The following is a 19316-nucleotide window of genomic DNA, read 5'->3' as shown; positions in this document are numbered from 1 at the left end:
ATGAGCGGCATCGCACCCACGGCCACGCCGGTCCTGCCGATCCGGGGGCGGCTGCGGCCGGTCGGGCTGGGCGACGTCCGGATCACCGGCGGCTTCTGGGCCGAGCGCCAGTCGGTCAACGCCGTGGCGAGCCTCCCGCACATCGAGCACTGGCTCGAGCGGGAGGGCTGGATCCGCAACTTCGACCTGGCCGCGCGGGGCGACCTCGCCGGCGAGCGCCGGGGACGGGAGTTCGCCGACTCCGAGGTGTACAAGTTCCTGGAGGCGGTGGCGTGGGAGATCGGCCGGGGCGGTGATCCGGGGCTGGAGTCCCGGTTCCGGTCCGTCGTGCGCCGGGTGGCCGCGGCGCAGGAGCCCGACGGGTACCTCAACACCCGGTTCGGTGGCCGGGGGCAGGCGCCCCGCTGGTCCGACCTGGAATGGGGCCACGAGCTGTACTGCGTCGGCCACCTGCTCCAGGCCGCGGTGGCCCGGGCCCGGACCCGGCCGGGCGCGGACGACGGGCTGGTCGAGGTGGCCCGCCGGGCCGCCGACAACGTGTGCGAGACGTTCGGGCCCGACGGCGTGACCGGGCTGTGCGGGCACCCGGAGATCGAGACCGCGCTGGTGGAGTTCGCCCGGGTGACCGGGGACGACCGGTACCTGGCGCAGGCCGCGCTCTTCGTCGACCGTCGGGGCCACGGCCTGCTCGGCGACGTGGAGTTCGGCCGGCAGTACTTCCAGGACGAGCGTCCCGTCCGGGCGGCCACCGTGCTGCGGGGCCACGCCGTGCGGGCGAACTACCTCGCCGCCGGGGCCGTCGACGTCGCCGTCGAACTGAAGGACGCCGCGCTGCTGGAGGCGGTGCGCACCCAGTGGCGCGCCACGGTGGCCCGCCGCACGTACGTCACCGGTGGGCAGGGCTCCCGCCACCAGGACGAGGCGTTCGGCGACGACTGGGTGCTGCCGGCCGACCGGGCCTACTCCGAGACCTGTGCCGGGATCGGCTCGGTGATGCTCGCGTGGCGGCTGCTGCTCGCCGACGGGGACGTCCGCTACGCGGACCTCATCGAGCGCACCCTGTTCAACGTGGTGGCGACCTCGTCGTCGACGGACGGACGGGCCTTCTTCTACACCAACACCCTGCACCGGCGGGAGATCGGCAGCGTGCCCGACGCCGACCGGCCCAGTCTGCGGGCGGCGGCGTCGCTGCGGGCGCCCTGGTTCGAGGTGTCCTGCTGCCCGACCAACGTCGCCCGGACCCTGGCCAGCCTGGCGGCGTACGTGGCCACGGCCGACGACGAGGGTCTCCAGGTGCACCAGTACCTGCCCGGCACCATCGCGCACCGGCTCGCCGACGGGCCCGACCTGCGGGTGACGGTGCTGACCGGGTACCCGCACGACGGGGTGGTCCGGGTGCGGGTCGACAGCGACGACGACCGGCCCTGGTCGCTGTCGGTACGGGTTCCGGGGTGGGCCACCCGGGGCGCGACGGTGACCGTCGACGCCGGTACCCGGCCGGTCGGGCCCGGGACGGTCACCGAGCGACGGGTCTGGCGACGGGGGGACGAGGTCGTCCTGCGCCTGCCGATGACGCCCCGGTTCACGTACCCGGATCCGCGCATCGACGCGGTCCGGGGCTGCGTCGCGGTCGAGCGCGGCCCGGTCGTGCTCGCCCTGGAGTCGGTGGACGTCGCGGGCGGCGGGAGCGTCGACGACCTCCGCGTCGACACCCGCCAGCCGCCCCGCGTGGTCGACGGCCGGGTGACCGTGCGCTGCCGGCGGATCCGGCCCCGCGAGGACGAGTGGCCCTACCGGGGCACCCCGGCCCCGCCGGACCCGGTGGACGCCGACCTCGACGAGGTGGCGCTGGTGGCGTACCACGCGTGGGCCAACCGGGGGCCCTCGACGATGCGGGTCTGGCTGCCGACGACCGACTGACCGCCGCCGGCCGGAGGGGCGGACGGCACCGCCACATGTTAACGCTCACAGATGGGAACGGGCAGCTCGGCCCGGCCCGGGCCGCGCGAGTCACCACCCCCGAGGTGCCCGGCCGGTGACCCCACACCCACCCCGGCACCACCACCACAAGGAGGGACCATGAGCCGTAGACGCGTGAGGAGGGCACCCCTGTGGGTCGCCCTGGCCGCGCTGGTGGCGGGCGGAGCGGTCGGCGTACCGTCACCGGCCCACGCCGCCAGCCCGGTCCTGCCGGGCAACGAGGGTGACGTCGGGGTCCACACCAACGGCCAGAGCCACGCCATGGACATCGGGGACCCGGTCTACAGCACCGTCGGCGACGTCGTCGCGCAGCTCGAACCCGGCGTGCCGTTCACCGCGGGCAACATGCACCAGTCCATCTTCGACGCCGACCTGGCCGCCGGCGGCACGGACTACTACCTCGACCGGGTGCTGGGCGTGCCCGGCACCCTCGGGTCGGCGGTGCTGATGACCCGGGGTCGCTCGCTGTACATGCGGGGCGCGAGCAACGCCACCTTCACCACCATGGGCTTCGCCGGCAACGCGCACGTCGGCGGCCCCAACAACCTGGGCAACCTGTACACCGTCACGGTCCCCGGGCAGACCGTCACCGAGGTCCCCGCGCACCGGTTCAACGCGCCGAGCCACGCCCGGAGCCGGTACACGATCGGCGCCACCGGGGTCACCGCCGACCTGACCAAGTTCATCACCCACGACAACGTCGCGGTCACCGCCGTCACCTTCACCAACCCCGGCGGGTCGGCGACGACCCTCACCGTCCGCGCCGCGTCGCCGCTGGCCACCCGGGCCGGGCCGGGGACGGCCGCGCTGACCGGCACCCGCACCGTCACCAGCGGCGCCAACAACGGCACCGTCGACACGCCGTGGGACACCGTCACGGTCGACCTCACCGGCGCCGGCTTCACCCGCACCGGCACCACCCTCGACCGGGAGATCACCGTGCCCGGCGGCGGCTCGGTGGCGCTGTCGGTCGTCGGCGCCGTCTCCTCGGCCACCCTGCCGCAGACCGTGGAGAGCTTCCGGGAGTACGCCGGGAGGTCGCCGGCCGAGGCGGTGCGGACCGGCATCACCGAGTTCAACCGCCGCTGGGCCCAGGACGTCCCCTACATCGACGTCCCCGACCCGGCGCTGGAGAAGGCCATCGTGTACCGCTGGTGGGGCGAGCGGTACAACACGCTCGACGCCAACGCGCCCGGCCACGTCTACCAGTACCCGACGACGATCGAGGGGATCCACCTCTACCAGAACGCCGTCGCGCTGACCCAGCCGATGCACCTGCAGGACACCAAGTGGCTGCGCACCCCCTACCTGCCGTACGGGCAGATTCTCAACATCGGCGAGCTGTCCGGCTCGTCGGCCTTCCTGAACAGCCCGGGGCACACGAGCTGGAACAACCACTACTCGCAGTACCTCGGCACCGCCGGGCTGGAGGCGTACCAGGTGCACGGCGGCGGCCGGGAGATCGCCCGCCGGTTCGCCACGTACTTCGAGGGCGACGGGATCGGCCAGCTCGAACACTACGACGGCAACGACGACAAGCTGATCGCCTACGACACCAACTACATGCCGGGCAACGACTCCGACGCCATCACCTTCGGCTTCCCGAAGGCCAACGCCGGGGCGCCCGGCGCGCGGACCATCGAACGGCCCGAGTCGGCGTACGTGTGGGGCGCCTTCGACGCCGCCCGGCAGCTCTACCAGGTCTCCGGCGCAGACCAGGCCAAGGTCGACGAGATGGCGGCCACCGCCGACGAGATCCGGGCCGCGATCCTCGGCCGGCTGTGGAGCCCCGACCTGCGGATGTTCCTGGCCGGCACGTCGCACGGGGCCACCAGCGCGGCCAGCTCGAACGGGCGGGCCAACCCGCTGCCCGCCTCGGCCCGGCACCTGATCCCGGCCAAGGAGTCGAACCTGTACGACATCTACGCCCAGAACCTCATCCCCACCGACCAGTGGCAGGAGTACGTCGACGGGTTCCGCTTCCTGACCTACGGCGACAACTTCCCGATCTTCCCGTTCTACACGGCCAACCAGTACGACCGGGCGGCCTACGGGATCGGCGGCTCCAACAACTTCTCCAACATCAACTTCACCGTGCAGTACCGGGGCGTCCGCTCGGCGCTGCGCCACTACGACCCGGAACAGAAGTACCTCGACCCGGCGTACGCCAAGCGGCTGCTGGACTGGATGGCCTGGAGCATCTACCCGGGCGGTGACCTGCGGGCCCCGAACCAGGCGGAGTACTACTCCAACTGGAACCCGACCACGAGGACCTACAACCGCAACAACCCGAACCACATCATGCTCGGCAACATGAACTACATCTTCGTCGAGGACATGGCGGGTCTCCAGCCGCGTTCCGACGACACGATCGAGCTGTGGCCGATCGCGTTCGGCTACGACCACTTCATGGTCAACAACCTGCGGTACCACGGGCAGGACGTCACCATCGTCTGGGACCCCGACGGCAGCCGGTACGGCCTGGGCGCGGGCTACAGCCTGTTCCTCAACGGGGAGAAGAAGGTCAGCACCGACAAGCTCGGCCCGCTCACCTACGACCCGAACACCAACCAGGTACGGGCCGCCGAGGGCCTGACCGTCACCTTCACCGCGACCACCGGGGCGGACTTCCCGAGCGCGGTGCAGACCCCGATCTCCGACGACCGCGTCGTCGAGTACCTCAGGACGGCCGGGATCGACCTCACCGAGGACGCGCCGAACCTGGCGACCGGCGCGCAGCTCAGCTCGTCGTACACCCAGCAGGCCGCCCGGCCCACGCCGTGGCGGCAGTTCCACACGCCCGGCTGGAGCAGCACCTCGATGAACCACACCCCCGGGGCGATCAGCCAGACCGAACGGCCGGTGTCGCTGGCGGCCGTGACCGACGGCGGCACCGCCAACGAGCCGTACTGGGGCAACCACGGCACGACCGACCGCGCCGGTCACGTCGAGCTGGACCTGGGCTCGGCCCGGTCCTTCGACAACGTCAAGGTGTACTTCGTCAGCGACCGCCAGGCCGGCGGCTACCGCGAGCCCGCGCGCTGGTGGGTCCAGGTGCCCGACGGCGACGGCGGCTGGAAGGCGGTACCGGGCCAGTCCAAGGACCCGACCGTCCCGGCGGCGAAGTTCAACGAGGCGCTCTTCGAGCCCGTGACGTCGGACAAGCTGCGGATCGCGTTCACCAACAGCCCGACCCTGTTCACCGCGATCAGCGAGATCCAGGTGTTCGCCTCCGGGCGGGACGCCCCGCCCGTGGCCAACGAGGCGCCCGTCGTCACCGCCGCGCGCGACGGCTCGGCGGACGGCAACCTGTCCACCCGGCTGGTCGCCACCGCCACCGACGACGGCATCCCCTACGACAACGAGCTGACCGTCGGCTGGGAGACCGTCTCGACGCCACCGGGCGCGGGCGTCATCGTCGCCGACCCGACGGCCCTGACGACCCGGGTGACCGGCACGGTCGCCGGCGACTACGTGTTCCGGTTCGTCGCCGACGACGGCGAGAAGCGTGCCACGGCGACCGTGGCGGTGACCCTCACCGCGCGGGACGTCGTGGCCGAGTTCGGCTCCTCCGCGACGGTCACCACCAGCGGCACCACGTCGTGGGAGAACCACCAGCGGGTCACCGACCCCAGCACCCCGAGCACCTCGAACCCGGGCTCCGGGAACGGCTGGGGCACCTGGAACCTGCCGCAGAACGGCACCAGCACCGAGCGCGAGGCGTGGCTCCAGTACCGGTGGACCGCGCCGGTGCGGCTGTCGTCGACCGACATCTACTGGTACGACGACAACGGCGGCACCCGCCGGCCCACCGCCACCACGTACGTCATCGAGACCTCGGCGGACGGCACCACCTGGCGGCCGGTCACGCTGACCGACGGCTCGACGTACGCCGACGGGCTGGCCACCAACGCCTACAACCGCTTCGGGTTCGAGCCGGTCACCACCAGCCACCTGCGCGTGCGCATCTGGGGCGTGCAGGGCACCGGTGCGGGTACCGGCGTGCTGCGCTGGCGGGCCAACGGCGAGACCGTCGACTCGGTGCGCTCGCCGGTGCTCATCCGCACCGCCGTGGGTCAGGTGCCCACCCTGCCGCGCGCGCTCGACGCGGTCTACGCCAGCGGCGCGCGGGGCACCGTCGCGTTCACCTGGCAGCAGATCACGCCGGACATGGTCGCGGAGCCGAACGTCGACCCGTTCGTGGTCCACGGCACGAACGACGCGTACGGCCTGATCGCCGAGGCCCGGATCTACGTGCGGCCCGAGGTGTCGACCGGTGGCATCTCGATCCAGGGCGCCGAGACGTTCGAGCAGCGTGTCGAGGTGGGTGAGCTGCCGTACCTGCCCGACAAGGTGGCGGTCTCCTACAACGACGGGTCCCGGGACAACCAGGCCATCGGGGTCGACTGGGACTTCGACGAGGACCTCGTCCGAACCCCGGGCCGGCACACCGTCATCGGTGATCTGGTCCTGCCCGACTACGTCAGCGAGGCCGGCGCCACCCGGACCACGCTGACCCTCACCGTGGGCGACGTCCCGCAGACCCCGACCTTCGACGTCGAGGTCCAGGCCCACCCCCGGTGCGTCGGCCCGACCGCGTACGTCGCGGTCACCGCCCGCAACGCCGACGACGGGCCGCTGACCGTCGGGCTGAGCACGCCGTACGGCTCCCGCACGGTGACCGGCGTCGCCCCGGGCCAGGCCGCGTACCAGGCGTTCACCACCCGCGCCACGGCGGTGCCGGCGGGGACCGCGACGGTGACGGTCACCGGAGACGTCGACGGCGAGCCGGTGACCGCGCGGGTCGCGGCACCGTTCGGCGCGCTCGACTGCGGCTGACCCCGCCGCCACCGTGGCCGGCCGGGACGTGACCACCGCCCACCCCGCGCACCATCCCGGCCTCACCTGCGCCGGCTGACCCGACGACACCCACCGGAGCCGCACATGACCATCCGCACCACCTCCCGCCTGCTGGCCGTCGGCGCCCTGCTCGCCTCGGCGCTGGCCCTGCCGTCGCCCGCCGTGGCCGACCCCGGCGGCGGCACCAACGTGCGGGTGACGGTCGACATCGAGGAGATCAGGGAGCCGGGCGTGCTCGCCCTGTCCATCGCCGGCGACTCCGTCGCGCTCGCCGAGGACGGCTCGACCCTGCTGGTCCGCCAGTTCGTCGGCACCCTGCCGACGGTCACCATCACCGACACCCGCGCCGCCGACGAGGTGCCCGAGGGGGCGGCCTGGGCCGTGCTCGGCAGCGCGACCAGCTTCGTCGGCGCCGCCGGCCAGGCACCGATCACCGCCGGCCACCTCGGCTGGCGGCCCCGGCTGGTCGACGGCGGCAGCACCGGCCTGGTCACCGAGGGCGAGGAGGTGGTGACCGTCCTCGACGAGCCCACCCAGCCCGGCAACAACGTGGGCCTGGTCGACCAGGAGCTGCTGGTCTCGACGTTCGACTCCACGGCGGTCGCCACCGACTCGTACTCCGTCGACGCCGGCCTGTACCTGCGGACCCCGGCGGACGTCGCCGCCGGCTCGTACACCTCGACCCTGACCCTGTCCCTGTTCGAGTGACGCACGCCGTGGGGGTCGGCCCCGGCGGCCCCCACCCCGCTCCCACCCCGCAAAAGGACATCGCCATGATCCGAACCCTGCCGCGGCTGCTCGCCGTGCTGGCCGTGCTGCTCGCCACCGTGCCGAGCGCGCCCACCGCCGCCCTGGCGGAACCGACGCTCACCTGGGCGGTCCAACCGGCCGACCGCGACGGCCCGGACGGCCGCCGGTGGATCGAGCGCACCCTCGACCCGGGGCAGGTCGTGACCGAGCACCTGGCCGTACGCAACTTCAGCGACGCCGCCGTGGTCTTCGCCCTGAAGGCGGCCGACGGCTACCTCACCGACAAGGGACGCTTCACCATGCTTCCGTCCCACCAGCCGTCGGTGGCCGGCGGCACCTGGATCAAGGTACGGGAGACGGTCACCGTCGGGGCCCGGCAGACGCTGGTGGTGCCGTTCACCATCACCGTGCCCCCGGACGCCACCCCCGGGGACCACCCGGCGGGCATCGCGGCGACGGTCACCAGCAGCGGCGGTACGGTCGCCGTCGAGAGCCGGGTCGGCTTCCGGGTCATGCTGCGCGCCAGCGGCGCGATCACCGCGAGCCTGGCGGTCGGCGACCCGGACGCCACGTACCGGCCCTCGTGGAACCCGTTCGCGGCCGGGACGATGCGCGTGCGGTACACGGCCACGAACGACGGCACGGTGGCCGCGACCGGGCGCGGGCGGGTGACCGTCTCGGGTCCGTTCGGGCTGGCCCGGCGGGACGGCGTCGCCGACGTCGACCAGACGCTGCCGCGCGGCAGCCGGGCCGTCGACGTCCGGGTCCCCGGAGTCTGGGCGGTGGGTCCACTGCGGACGGCCGTCGACGTCTCCCCGGCCGTCGACGGCGACGCTCCGGCCGGCGCCGACCTGCGGCCGACGACGGCCACCGTCACGGTCTGGGCGCTGCCCTGGCCCCAACTGGCCCTCGCGGTCGGCCTGGCCGGGCTCGTCCTCGCCTACCGCAGCGTCGTCCGGCGACGCCGGCGGCGACTCGCGCGGCTGCTCGCCCAGGCCCGGGCGGAGGGCCGGGCGGAGACCCGGGTCTCCACCCTCGCCGGCAGCCCGCCCCGGGACTCGTGAGGCACCGCGCCCGGCCGGCTCCGACGCGGACGGCCGGGCCGGGACCACACGGACAGCCGGGTCGGGGGCGACGTGGACGGCTCAGGCCGGGGAGCGTCGAGCCCGGCCCGGCCCGCCGATGACCTGCGGCACACTCGACGTGCGGGCCGACCACGCCAGGTCCCGTCCCGGGCGGTCACCGCCGCGTGAGGGCGCCGCCGTGCTGTGCCGGACCACGAGATCGGGCACCAGCAGGTCGTGCCGGGGGGTCGCGGTCTCCGCGCAAGGGTCGATCCGCTCCAGCAACAGCCGCAGACTGCGCCGGCCGAGCTCGGCGAAGTCCTGCCGCACCGACGTCAAGGGGGGCAGGAAGTGCGCGGCGTCGGGGGTACCGTCGAACCCCACCACGCTGACGTCGTCCGGGACCCGCCGGCCGGCCTCGTGCATCGCGCGCAGGAGACCGAGGGCGAGCTGGTCGCTGGCGCAGAAGACGGCCGTGACCGCCGGGTCACGGGCCAGCCACCGGCCCCGCTCGTACCCGGTCCGGGCGTCCCAGTCGCCGGGCACCACCGCCGGCACCGGCGCGCCGGCTGCCAGCAGCGCCTCCCGCCAGCCGCGCAGCCGCTCGCCCGCCTCCGGCCACTGCGTCGGCCCGGCCACGTGGTGGACGGTGGGGTGCCCCTGCCGGAGCAGGTGCCGGGTGGCGAGCAGGGCGCCGGTGACGTTGTCGATCCGTGCGCTCGGGACCGCGTGGCGTCCGCCGCCCACGGTCACACAGGCGGGTCCGGCCGGCAGGTCGGCCAGCGCGTCGGCCATCGCGGGTTTGGGGGCGATGGCGATGATCCCCTCGACCGACTGCCGGCTCAGCCAGTCGACCGCCTCGAGCACGGACCGGCGGTCCAGGTGACGGACGCTGGCGACGCTGACGAAGTAGCCGGCGGCCCGGGCCGCGCCCTCGATGGCGTACAGCATGGAGGTGGGCCCGTACAGCGGGCTCTCGTAGCCGACGATGCCGAGGGTGCCGGACCGGCGGGTGACCAGGGCGCGCGCCGCGGGGTTGCGGTGGTAGTCCAGCTGCCGCATCGCGGCCAGCACCCGCGCCCGGGTGTCGTCCGCGACGTGCGGGTGGTCGTTGATCACCCGGGACACGGTCTGCGCCGACACCCCGGCGAGTTCGGCGACGTCACGCATGACCGACCGGCCGGGACGGCCGGTCGGCGGGTCGGCGCGGGCCGGGGCGGCCTGGTCCCCTGCTGGTGCACCGGTCGACGCCCGGCCGTCCTGCTCGCTCACACCCTGTGGCCTCCTCGCGCCAGGAGGGCTCCGCGACGACGGTGACCGTGCACCGTGGAGCCGGTGGTCCGGGTCCGGACCTCGACGGGGTCGCTGGTCCTGGCCTCCGACAATGACGTCCGAAAACGTTTTCGGCAAGTCCTGTCGACGCCCGCTCCTCCGGCCGGGCGTCCTCCTGCCCGGCGACCCGCCGGCACGACGCCCGCCGGTGGCGGCGGGCAGCGGGCGGGTCAGCGGGTGCCGACCACGACGATCTCGCCCGGCCGGGCCGCCGCGAGCACGGCCGCGCAGCGGTCGAGGGCGACTCCGACCAGGGTCGGGGCGTCCCCACCGAGCAGTTCGCTGGTCGGGGCCGGACCGGAGACCACCGCAGCGCAGCAGGTCACCCGGCCGGCGGCGCGGAACGCCGGGTCCGGGCCGGCCGCACCCGCCGCCTGGCGGACCGCGGTCGCGGCGTGCTGGGCCCGCCGGCCCCCGGGATCGTCGGGGAAGAGCGCCACCACGGTGCCACCCAGGACGAGCGCCAGCCGCCCCGCGGCGTGCTCGACGTGCCGGCTGATCCCGCCGACCCAGCCGTCACGCAGTGCGGCCTCCTCCTCCGGGCCGGCGGCGACCTCGGCGAAGCCCCGCAGCCGGAACATGAGCACGCTCGCGTCCTGCGGGCCGGGGTCGGCCGGCCGGCCCACCACCGGGTCCGCCAGCGAGCGCCACAGCGCCTGCAACTCGGGCCCCGGGTCGATACCCCAACTGTCGGCCAGGGTGCCGCGCAACTGGTCGTAGACGGCCCGCGCCTCACCGGGCCGGCCGGCGTCCCGCAGCGCCTGCATGAGGATGAGGTGCAGGCGTTCCCGGAGCGGTTCGGCGACGACGAGCCCCATCGCCTCGTCGATCACCTCGTCGAGACGGCCCGCCGCCCGGTCGGCGTCCAGCCGGTCCTCCAGCAGCGTCAGCCGCTCCTCGACCAGGGCCGCGAACTCCGGCCAGGCCGGGTCGGCCGCCGGCCGGCCCTGCCACAGCCCCAGGGCCCGACGCATCAGCACCGCCGCCTCGGCCGGCCGCCCGGCCCGCGCCGCCGCCCGGCCGTGCGCGGCGAGCCGCCGGGCCACGAGCAGGTCGACCGCGTCCGGCGCGACCGCCAGTTCGGCGTACGCGTCGGTCACCACCAGGCGCCAGCCGGGGCCGTCCGGCAGGCGGGCCCGCAGCCCGGAGGCCAGGTTGCGCAGGGTCAGCCCGGCCCGGCGCGGCGGCCGGCCGGTCCAGATCCGGTCGACCAGGTCGGCGGTGGCGACCGGCCGGTTCGGGTGCAGGGCGAGCGCGGTGAGCAGCGCCCGCCGTGTCCGGCCGGGAACCTTGACCGGCCGACCGCCCACCAGCACCTCCAGCGGCCGGAGCACGGCGACGAAGACGGCGGGCTCCCCGGCCCCGACCGGCGGTCGTACGACGTCCACCTCGGACTCCCCCTCGCGGCTGCGGACCGGCCCGGCGGTACGTCCCGTACCGCCCCGGTTCCGACGCCCGATCGACGCATCCCGGTGGACAGCCTGTCACGCCCCGGTCGCACTGTGGAAGGGTCGCGCGCCCGCGATGGTCGGCGGGGCCGGCCCGACGGCCGGGCGGCAGAGCCGACGTTAGCCGTTAAGTGAGCCGGTGTTAGCTACCCGGGCAAGGATGCGCCAAGGGGTATCACGGGGGCGCTGACGGCTGTCCGGGGGGCTCGTGGGCAACGCGACGAGGGGTGTCGGCCACGCACCGTTCCCGACCGCGCCCGGCCGTCGGCGGCCCGCTGCGGCACCGGTCTCCGCCCGGCCCGGCCCACCGCCCGGGAGCGGACGACGGACCTGCCGCACCCTCCCCACCGACGGGCCCGCGTCGGACGGTCGACGTCGCCCGTCACACCCACCTCCCACCCGCCGTCCGTACCGACCCGCCCGACCCGCTCACCGGCCCGCCACACCGGGTCGAACAGCGGGCGGCGTCGCGGATGACTGGAGGGGGACAGAAGGATGGCCATGCCGGCACGACCTCCCACCGTGGAACTGCGGCTGCTCGGCCCGGTCGAGGTCCGCGTCCACGGCACACCGGTGGAGTTGCCCGGTCGTCGGCGGCGCGCCCTGCTCGCGCTCCTCGCGCTGCACGCCGGCCGGCCGCTGGCCCTCGGCGTCCTGCTGGAGCGGATCTGGGGCCCGGAGCACCCGCCCACCGCCCTGGCGGCGCTGCGCAACTGCGTCTCCGCGCTCCGCAAGCTCCTGCCCGCCGGTGGTCCGGTCCGGCTGGCCACGGTCGACCAGGGCTACCGCCTCCAGGCCGACCGGGACACGGTGGACGTGGCGGCGCTGCGCCGGCTGCTGCCCCGGGCCCAACTCAAGCTCGGCGCGGGTGAGGCGCCGGAGGCGGCGACGCTGCTGGCCGCGGCCTCCCGGCTGTGGCGGGGCCCGGCCCTGGCGGACCTGCTCGACAGCTACGCCGACTGGCCGGAGGTCGCCGAGCTGGAGGAGCTGCGGCTGCGCACCATCGAGGAGCGTATCGACGCGGACCTCGCCCTCGGCCGGCACCGCGCGCTCGTCGCCGAACTGGCGGGGCTGGTCCGCGCCCACCCCGGGCGGGAACGGCTGTACCGCCAGCACATGACGGCGCTGTACCGGGCCAACCAGCAGGCGCACGCGATCACCGCGTACCACGACGCCCGCACCGCGCTGGTCCGGCACACCGGCCGGGAGTCCACCCTGGAGCTCGACGAGCTGTACCGGTCGATCCTGGAGCAGCGCGCGGACCTGCCGCCGCGCGTCGACGACGGGCCGCCGCCCGGCGCAGCCGGCCCGGTCGGCGGCCCCGTCACGGTGTCCCCCGTCCGGCCGGCCGGGCCGTCCGGTCGGCTGCGCCGGGTGACCCTGCTGTGCCTGCGGATGCCGACCGGCGACGAGGCCCGGCCGGCGCACACGCTGCCGGTCGTGCACGCGAACCTGCGCAACCTGGGCGGGCGGATCGAGTACGTGCTGGGGTCGACGGTGGTGGCCTCCTTCGGCCTGGTCTCCGGTCGCGGCGACACCGCCGGATTCGCGGTGTACGCCGCGCTGGCGGTGCGCGCCGCGGTGGCCGGCCGCCCCGGTTTCGCCGCCGCGGTGGTCACCGGCCCGGTCCTGGTCCGGGAGGCACCCGCGCCCGAGCCGACCCGTCCCCGGCTGGTCGGCCAGGTCATCGATGCCGGCATGGACCTGCTCGCGGCCACGCCCGACGGCATGGTCCGGGTGGACGACACCACCCGACGGGCGAGCCGACGGCTGATCCGGTACCTGCCGGACACCGCCGGGGTGGACGGTCCCGACCAGACGGCGGCGGACCGGGCCTGGACCGCCCGGGCGGCGCGGCTGCTGCCCCACGACCCGCACCGGCGCCGGGCCCGCCCCCTCGTCGGCCGGCAGGCCGAACTCGCCCTGCTCGCGGCGATCCTGGACCGCGTGCCCACGTCCCGCCGGCCGCACCTGGTCACCCTGGTCGGCCCGGCCGGGACCGGCAAGACCCGGCTCGCCCTGGCGACGGTCGCCGCCGCCCTGGCGCGGCTGCCCGCCCTCACCGGGTACGTCGCCCGGGTGGCCGACGGCGGCGACCCCCCGGTACGGCTGGAACGGCTGCCGGGGCCGCCCGGCCCCGACGCCGCACCGGCACCGCCCGGACGACGGGGCGGCCCGGCGGTACGGCAGGGCCTGCGGCACGTCGTGGCGGCCCTGCGGACCGTCACACCGCACGGCGCGGCGCCGGCGGCCGGCTGGCGGCAGGTGGTCCGGGACCTGCTCGGCGGGGCCACGGTGGTGATCGTCCTCGACGACCTGCACGACGCGCCGAACGAGGTGCTCGACGCGGTCACCGCCGTCACGGCGACGCCCGCCGCGCTACCGCTGCTGACCGTGGTGACCGCCCGCGAGCCGCTGTCGCGCCGCCGGCCGGACTGGGGGGCCGGCCTGCACAACGCCATCGTCATCCCGGTCCCGCCGCTGGCCCCGGCCGAGCCGCTGCGGCTGGTCCGCGACGTCGCCGCCGACGCCGAGGGCCCACCCGGGCCGCAGCACACCGGACCGGCCCGTGCCGAGCCGGGGAGCAGCCAGAGCCGGTGGAGCCGTTAACGACCGTCACCGCTGGCGTTATCCCCCGCCGAGATACTCGGCACCGGCTGACCGGGCCACCCGGGCGCCGGCGGCACCGACAGCGAGGAGGCTCCATGTCCGATCCTCTGGCCAGCGTCAACTCCAGCAGGTACCTGAAGACCGTGCCCGTGCGGGCGGAGCGGTCGACGTGGCTGGGCCGCAAGGACGGGTCCCCCGTCATGCTGCTGCCGACCATCGTCACGCCCGCGATCGTCACCGGGACGGTCAACGTGGCCACCCAGGTCGTCGCGCAGGTCACCGGCGTACGGCAGCCCGACCCGAACGCCACCGACCCCAGCAACCTGGCCTGACCGGCCGGTGCGGTGACCACCCGGTCGCCGCACACCCGGGCCCGCCCATCGACCGGGCGGGCCCGGGCCCTCTCCGCCCCCCGGCCGGACACCGGCCGCCGCACCTGGGAGCCGTCGCATGGGACTTGTCGCGCGGGCGCTGCGCCGCCTGCCCACGATCCGTCCGACCCGTGAGCAGACCCTGCTCACCACCGAGCGGATCGCCGCGGTGGGACAGCTTCTCTCCAGCGTCGAGTACCTGATGGAGCCGCGCAGCGAACTGCCCGGCCGGGCCAACGAGTGGGCCACCCTCCAGGCCACCCGGTTCACCTTCCGCTCGGGCGTGGCCCGGCGGATCGTCGGCGCGGTCGCCGACCGGCGGGTCGTCACCGGCCTGCACGTGCTCCGGGTCGGCGCCGCGCTGCTGCTGCTGGCCCCGACCGGCCGCCGGACCCGGTTCGCCGCCGGCTCCACGCTGGCCGTCACCAGCGCCCTGCTCTACCCGCACGAGTCGTACGGCAGCGACGGCAGCGACCAGGCGACCTTCGTCGCGCAGAGCGCCGCCGCGCTGGCCCGCGCGGTGCCGGACCGACCGGCGCTGGTCGACACGGCGCTGTGGTACGTGGCCGCCCAGGGCACCCTGTCGTACGCGGTCTCCGGCTGGGCCAAGCTGCTGGGCCCGCAGTGGCGCAACGGCGAGGCGCTGCCCGGGGTGCTGCGCACGTACACCTACGGCGACCGGCAGGCGTACCGGCTGGTGCGGCGGTACCCCCGCACCGCGCGGGTGCTCGGCGCGGCGGTCCTCGCCCTGGAGTGCCTGTTCCCGCTGGCGTACCTGGGCCGGGGCCGGGCCGCGCCGCTGTTCGTCGGGTCCGCCGCCGCCTTCCACGTGGTCAACGCGCGGCTGATGGGGCTGCACCGGTTCGTGCCGGCCTTCCTGGCGCTGCACCCGTCGGTGCTGTACACGGCCGGCCCCCGGCGGGCGGTCACCGCCAGCGGGCCGGAACGCCGCGACGACCTCTTCCCGCTGGTGCTCGCCGCCGGTGGGGTGGCGGCGGCGGCCGGCGCGTACCGGGCGCACCGGCGGCGGCGGGCGCTGGTGACCGCCGGCCGGCCGGGCGAGCAGCGGCTGACCACCAGCACCGGCAACGAGCTGACCTTCCACCGGTCGGGCCGGACCACGCCGGGCGCCCCGCTGGTCGTCGTCGAGGGCGGTCTCGCCGCGACGATCGAGCAGAACGTGTGGCTGGAGCGGGGGCTCGGCGAACGGTTCGCGGTGCTGTCCTACCAGCGGGCCGGTTACGGCAGCAGCCGGTACCGCTGGCCCGGCGAGTACCACCTGGACGTGGCCCTGCGCGACCTGACCGACCTGGTCGCCGACCAGGCCGGCGACCGCCCGGTGGTGGTGCTCGGGCACTCGCTCGGCGGGTACCTGGCCTGGCGGGCGGTGCCCCGCCTGACCGACCGCCTCGGGGACCGGGTGCGTGGCGTCGCGCTGCTCGACGCCACGCACCCGGACGAGCTGCTCCAGTCGGCGGCGCAGTACTCCGGGGCGCTCTTCCACGACCGGCACTTCGACGAGGTGGCGGTCTCGCTGCGCCTCGGCCTCGGCGTGCTGACCGAGCGCCCGGAGTTCGTCGACGACCTGCCCGCCGACGTCCGGGACCTGGTCCACGCCCAGTACGCCGACCCGGGCATGTGGGCCGCCGCCCGGCGGGAGTGGCGGGCGGTCCGGACGTTCTTCGGCCACCCGGACGCACGCCTGCGCCCGATCGACGTACCGGCGGTGGTGCTGACCGCCGAGCGCACCGCCACGCTCGACCCGGTGCAGGTCCGTCTGCACGACGAGATGGCGCAGGCGGCGACCTGGTCGCACCGGCACGTGGTGGCCGACACCAGCCACGACTCCGTCGTCGTGACGGCGGAGGGCGCCGCCCGCGCGGTGGACCTCGTCGCCGCCTTCGTCGACGCGGCGGTGGCGGCCCGGCCGGGCCGGGCCACGCCGGACGGGGAGCCGGTGGCGGCCGGGGAGCCGACGGACAGCGGCCCCCGGCTCGTCACCGCGCCCCGCCCGCCGATCCGCACCGCCTGAGGCGCAGAAAGAGATGAGACAGATGACCGGAGAGCACACCGCACCGGCCCGGCGGGGCCTGGTGACCGTCCTGGCGGCCGGCGCCTTCGCCGGTTGGTTCTGGGCCAGCGTCGCGGCGGCCCACCCGTCGGAGATGTTCAACCGGGTCCGCCGGCTCGACCGCAACGGCATCTTCCTGCCCAACTGGCGCTTCTTCGCCCCCCACCCGGCCTGTTTCGACTACGGGCTGATCTACCGGGTGGAGGAGCACGACGGCACGGTGTCGCCGTGGCGGTTCGTGATGGAGCCGGTCCACCGGACCTGGGCGCACACGGTCTGGTTCCCCACCCGACGTCGGTCCAAGGCCCTGTTCGACGTGGCCGCGGAGCTGCTCGTAGTCGGCCGCAAGCTCGCCGAGCGGGGTACCGTCACCGCCGAGGTGGTGGAGGCGCACCCGGCGTACACCGTCCTGCGGGACTTCACCGGGGCGGTGGTGCGCGAGCGGCAGCGCGGCGACGCCCCGCCCGCCGGGTTCCAGTTCGCGCTGATCGAGCACGCCGGCTACGACGAGCTCCAGGAGGAGCCCACGTACGTGCTGATCTCGTCGTTCGTCCCGCTGACGGAGCAGGCCCGGTGAGCGCGCCGCAGACCGTCCGCACCCGGCGCGGGGCGGGTTACGACGACCTCGCCGAGGTCTACGAGCGGTACGCCGGCGCCGCCGCCCGCGCCGTCTGGCGGCTCGGTGTCGGCGCGGAGCTGGCCACGCTGGCCCCCAGCAGCCCGCGCGTGCTGGACCTGGGCGCGGGCACCGGCATCGGCACGGGCGTGCTCACCGAGCTGGTGCCCGGGGCGGAGGTGACCTCGCTGGACCGGTCGGCGGAGATGCTGGCCCGGGGTGGCGTCCCGGCCGAGCGGCGGATCGTCGCCGACATGGCGGACTTCACCGTCGACGAGCCCTTCGACGCGGTCGTCTCCGGCTTCGACAGCCTCAACTACCTGCCGCCGGACCGGTTGGCGGACTGCCTGGCCCGGGTCGCCGACGCGCTGCGCCCCGGCGGTCACCTGCTGTTCGACTACTGCTCGCGCCGGTTCCTGCGGACCGACGCCGACGTCGGCGCGAGCGAGACGGACCTCGGCGACGGCCTGCGCCTGCACCGGCGGCGGCACGCGTTCGAGGAGCCGTTCTCCCGCAGCCGGACCTTCCTCACCCTGTACCGGTCGGACGAGCCGCTCTGGCACCAGCACCACGTGCACTACACGGTGGACCCGTTCACGCTGGAGGAGCTGGCCCGGGGCGCGGGGCTGGAGACCCTGCTGATCCGCAACCTGGGTGACCGGCAGTTCACCCCCGGCCAGGCCACCCACCTGTACGTCATGCGCCGGGTCGGCTGACCCGGCGCCACCGGGTCCCGGGGCGGACGACCGCCCCGGGACCGTCGACGCTCAGCTCGGCTCGTACGTCTGGCAGTCGGCGGAGTCGCGGCCGGGGCCGACCCGGATCGACGGCGCGTGGCACTCCAGCTCGGCGTTGTGCCGGCAGTCGGCCCGCTGACACGCCCCCACCTGGGCGATCACCTTGTCCAACCCGCCCTTGACCGACGTGTCGATGAAGGTGGCGCAGTTCGCGTTCTGGTCGTCGATCGTGATGGCGAACGCGTGACACCCGTCGTGGTTGTACCCGCAGTCGGTCACCGTGCACTCGTGCACCCGCGGCATCTCCAACATGTCCGTCATGTCGCATACCTCCCTGGCGATCCGTGTGAGCTTCCGAGTACCCCCACCGCGCCCGGGGAATCTTCCCCAATAGCCGCAATAATCCACGATTCGGTCAGGTAAGCCTTACCTTCCCCCCGTGCGGGGCCGGCCACCGGGCCGGGGCCTGGTCGCCCCGGCCGGTGGGCCGGTCAGCCGACGGGTACGGCGGTCCAGGAGGACCGGATCAGCTCCCGTTCGGCGGCGACGAGATGAGCGGCCACGGCCAGCCACGCCCAGGCGTACCGGTCCGGGTCGGCGTCGGTGCGCCGGCCGAACACGTCGCGCCCACGGCGGTCGGACTCGTCGGCGAGCGCGGCGGCCACCGCGGCGGCGGTGGTGAAACCGGCGCGCCGCAACGGACCCGCCGGCCCGGCCTCCCCGCCCCTCGCCGCCTCGGCGACGGCCCGGCGACCGCCGGAGACGGCCAGCTCCACCAACCGGCGGACCCGCCACAACGGGGACTCCGCGACCGCGTCGGCCTCGACGGCGAGGACCGGGATGGTCATCGCGGCCGGGTCACGCGGCGGGAGGTGGCCGCCCTGGATCTCGTCGTAGCCGAGGTCGGCCCGGCCCTGCCAGTCGGCGGGCAACCGCAGCGTCGTCCGCGCACCGGGCACCGGACCGACCGCCAGCGCGCGCACCGTGCCGGCGCGGTGCGGGTCCAGCCGGCCGACCACCCGGATCCGCAGACCCGGCCAGGAGGCGAGCCGCCGCAGGTTGGCCACATGGGACAGCATCGGGTGGGAGTTGTCCGGCACCAGCCGGATCACCGGCCCGCCCGGCACCGGCGCGCGGTCCGGCCCGGCGTCCGTGCCGGGGGCCAGCTCACGGGCCAGCACCTGGTCCCCGACCGCACCCACCACCACCAGGTCACCGCCGACCAGCGCGGTTCCCGCCCGGTCCGGGTCCTGCGGGTCGTCGGCGGCGAGCTGGTCGCCGACCACCTCGGCGAGCGGACGACCGAACAGCTCCGCCACCGGCCCGGTGGCCCAGTCGGTCCCGGTGAGCGGGGTGGCGCGGACCCCCTTGCCGGCGCCGAGCCGACCGTCCGGGGAGATGGTGGTGCCGGTGATCCGCAGGCCGCCACGCGCCAGCACGGCGTGGTTCACCGAGACCGCGCCCATCTCGGTGACCG

At 75.3% G+C, this 19316-nt stretch carries 13 protein-coding genes; 9 read left to right on the top strand and 4 right to left on the bottom strand.

The genetic code is table 11. From position 1 onward, the window contains the following. From AWW66_RS14855 to AWW66_RS14840, 4 genes are all read left to right on the top strand, one after another. Positions 1–1920 carry a glycoside hydrolase family 127 protein gene (locus tag AWW66_RS14855; RefSeq protein WP_067365848.1) on the top strand — a complete coding sequence of 640 codons (1920 nt, stop codon included), beginning with the start codon at positions 1–3 and terminating at the stop codon, positions 1918–1920. A gap of 159 nt (positions 1921–2079) precedes the next feature. Beyond that, positions 2080–6819, top strand: a complete 4740-nt coding sequence (locus tag AWW66_RS35985) for an Ig-like domain-containing protein (protein ID WP_169807113.1) — start codon at positions 2080–2082, stop codon at positions 6817–6819. A 105-nt stretch (positions 6820–6924) separates the two neighbouring features. Further along, positions 6925–7548: a hypothetical protein gene (locus tag AWW66_RS14845; RefSeq protein ID WP_067365847.1), complete on the top strand. Its 624-nt coding sequence runs from the start codon at positions 6925–6927 to the stop codon at positions 7546–7548. Positions 7549–7613: 65 nt separating this feature from the next. After that, positions 7614–8654: a hypothetical protein gene (locus AWW66_RS14840; RefSeq protein ID WP_067365846.1), complete on the top strand. Its 1041-nt coding sequence runs from the start codon at positions 7614–7616 to the stop codon at positions 8652–8654. A gap of 81 nt (positions 8655–8735) precedes the next feature. Here AWW66_RS14840 and AWW66_RS14835 read toward each other — a convergent pair whose 3' ends face one another. Both AWW66_RS14835 and AWW66_RS14830 read right to left on the bottom strand, forming a co-directional pair. After that, positions 8736–9824, bottom strand: coding sequence for a LacI family DNA-binding transcriptional regulator (locus tag AWW66_RS14835; protein WP_083978504.1), 1089 nt, complete (start codon positions 9822–9824; stop codon positions 8736–8738). Between the two features lie 332 nt (positions 9825–10156). Continuing rightward, positions 10157–11374 carry an AfsR/SARP family transcriptional regulator gene (locus tag AWW66_RS14830; RefSeq protein ID WP_067365843.1) on the bottom strand — a complete coding sequence of 406 codons (1218 nt, stop codon included), beginning with the start codon at positions 11372–11374 and terminating at the stop codon, positions 10157–10159. Between the two features lie 561 nt (positions 11375–11935). On the opposite strand from AWW66_RS14830, the gene AWW66_RS14825 reads away from it, so the two are divergent. The 5 genes from AWW66_RS14825 (at position 11936) to AWW66_RS34410 (ending at position 17818) form a co-directional block, all read left to right on the top strand. Next, entirely contained in the window at positions 11936–14044 is a 2109-nt protein-coding gene (locus AWW66_RS14825) for an AfsR/SARP family transcriptional regulator (protein WP_169807112.1), read from the top strand. A 95-nt stretch (positions 14045–14139) separates the two neighbouring features. Continuing rightward, positions 14140–14376, top strand: a complete 237-nt coding sequence (locus tag AWW66_RS14820) for a hypothetical protein (protein ID WP_067365840.1) — start codon at positions 14140–14142, stop codon at positions 14374–14376. Positions 14377–14494: 118 nt separating this feature from the next. After that, positions 14495–16447 carry an alpha/beta fold hydrolase gene (locus AWW66_RS14815; RefSeq protein WP_067365839.1) on the top strand — a complete coding sequence of 651 codons (1953 nt, stop codon included), beginning with the start codon at positions 14495–14497 and terminating at the stop codon, positions 16445–16447. Between the two features lie 22 nt (positions 16448–16469). Next, positions 16470–17063, top strand: a complete 594-nt coding sequence (locus AWW66_RS34415) for a hypothetical protein (protein WP_067365838.1) — start codon at positions 16470–16472, stop codon at positions 17061–17063. Beyond that, entirely contained in the window at positions 17060–17818 is a 759-nt protein-coding gene (locus tag AWW66_RS34410) for a class I SAM-dependent methyltransferase (RefSeq protein ID WP_067365836.1), read from the top strand. Before AWW66_RS34415 ends, AWW66_RS34410 begins: the two co-directional genes overlap by 4 nt. A 51-nt stretch (positions 17819–17869) precedes the next feature. Here AWW66_RS34410 and AWW66_RS14800 read toward each other — a convergent pair whose 3' ends face one another. After that, positions 17870–18160, bottom strand: coding sequence for a DUF1540 domain-containing protein (locus AWW66_RS14800; RefSeq protein WP_067365833.1), 291 nt, complete (start codon positions 18158–18160; stop codon positions 17870–17872). A 170-nt stretch (positions 18161–18330) separates the two neighbouring features. Then, positions 18331–19316: hypothetical protein (locus tag AWW66_RS34405; protein WP_211271949.1), on the bottom strand; the 986-nt coding region annotated here is incomplete at its 5' end.

This window comes from Micromonospora rosaria, from assembly GCF_001567585.1.
Taxonomy (GTDB): Bacteria; Actinomycetota; Actinomycetes; order Mycobacteriales; family Micromonosporaceae; genus Micromonospora; species Micromonospora rosaria.
This window is presented reverse-complemented; position numbering and strand designations above follow the sequence as displayed.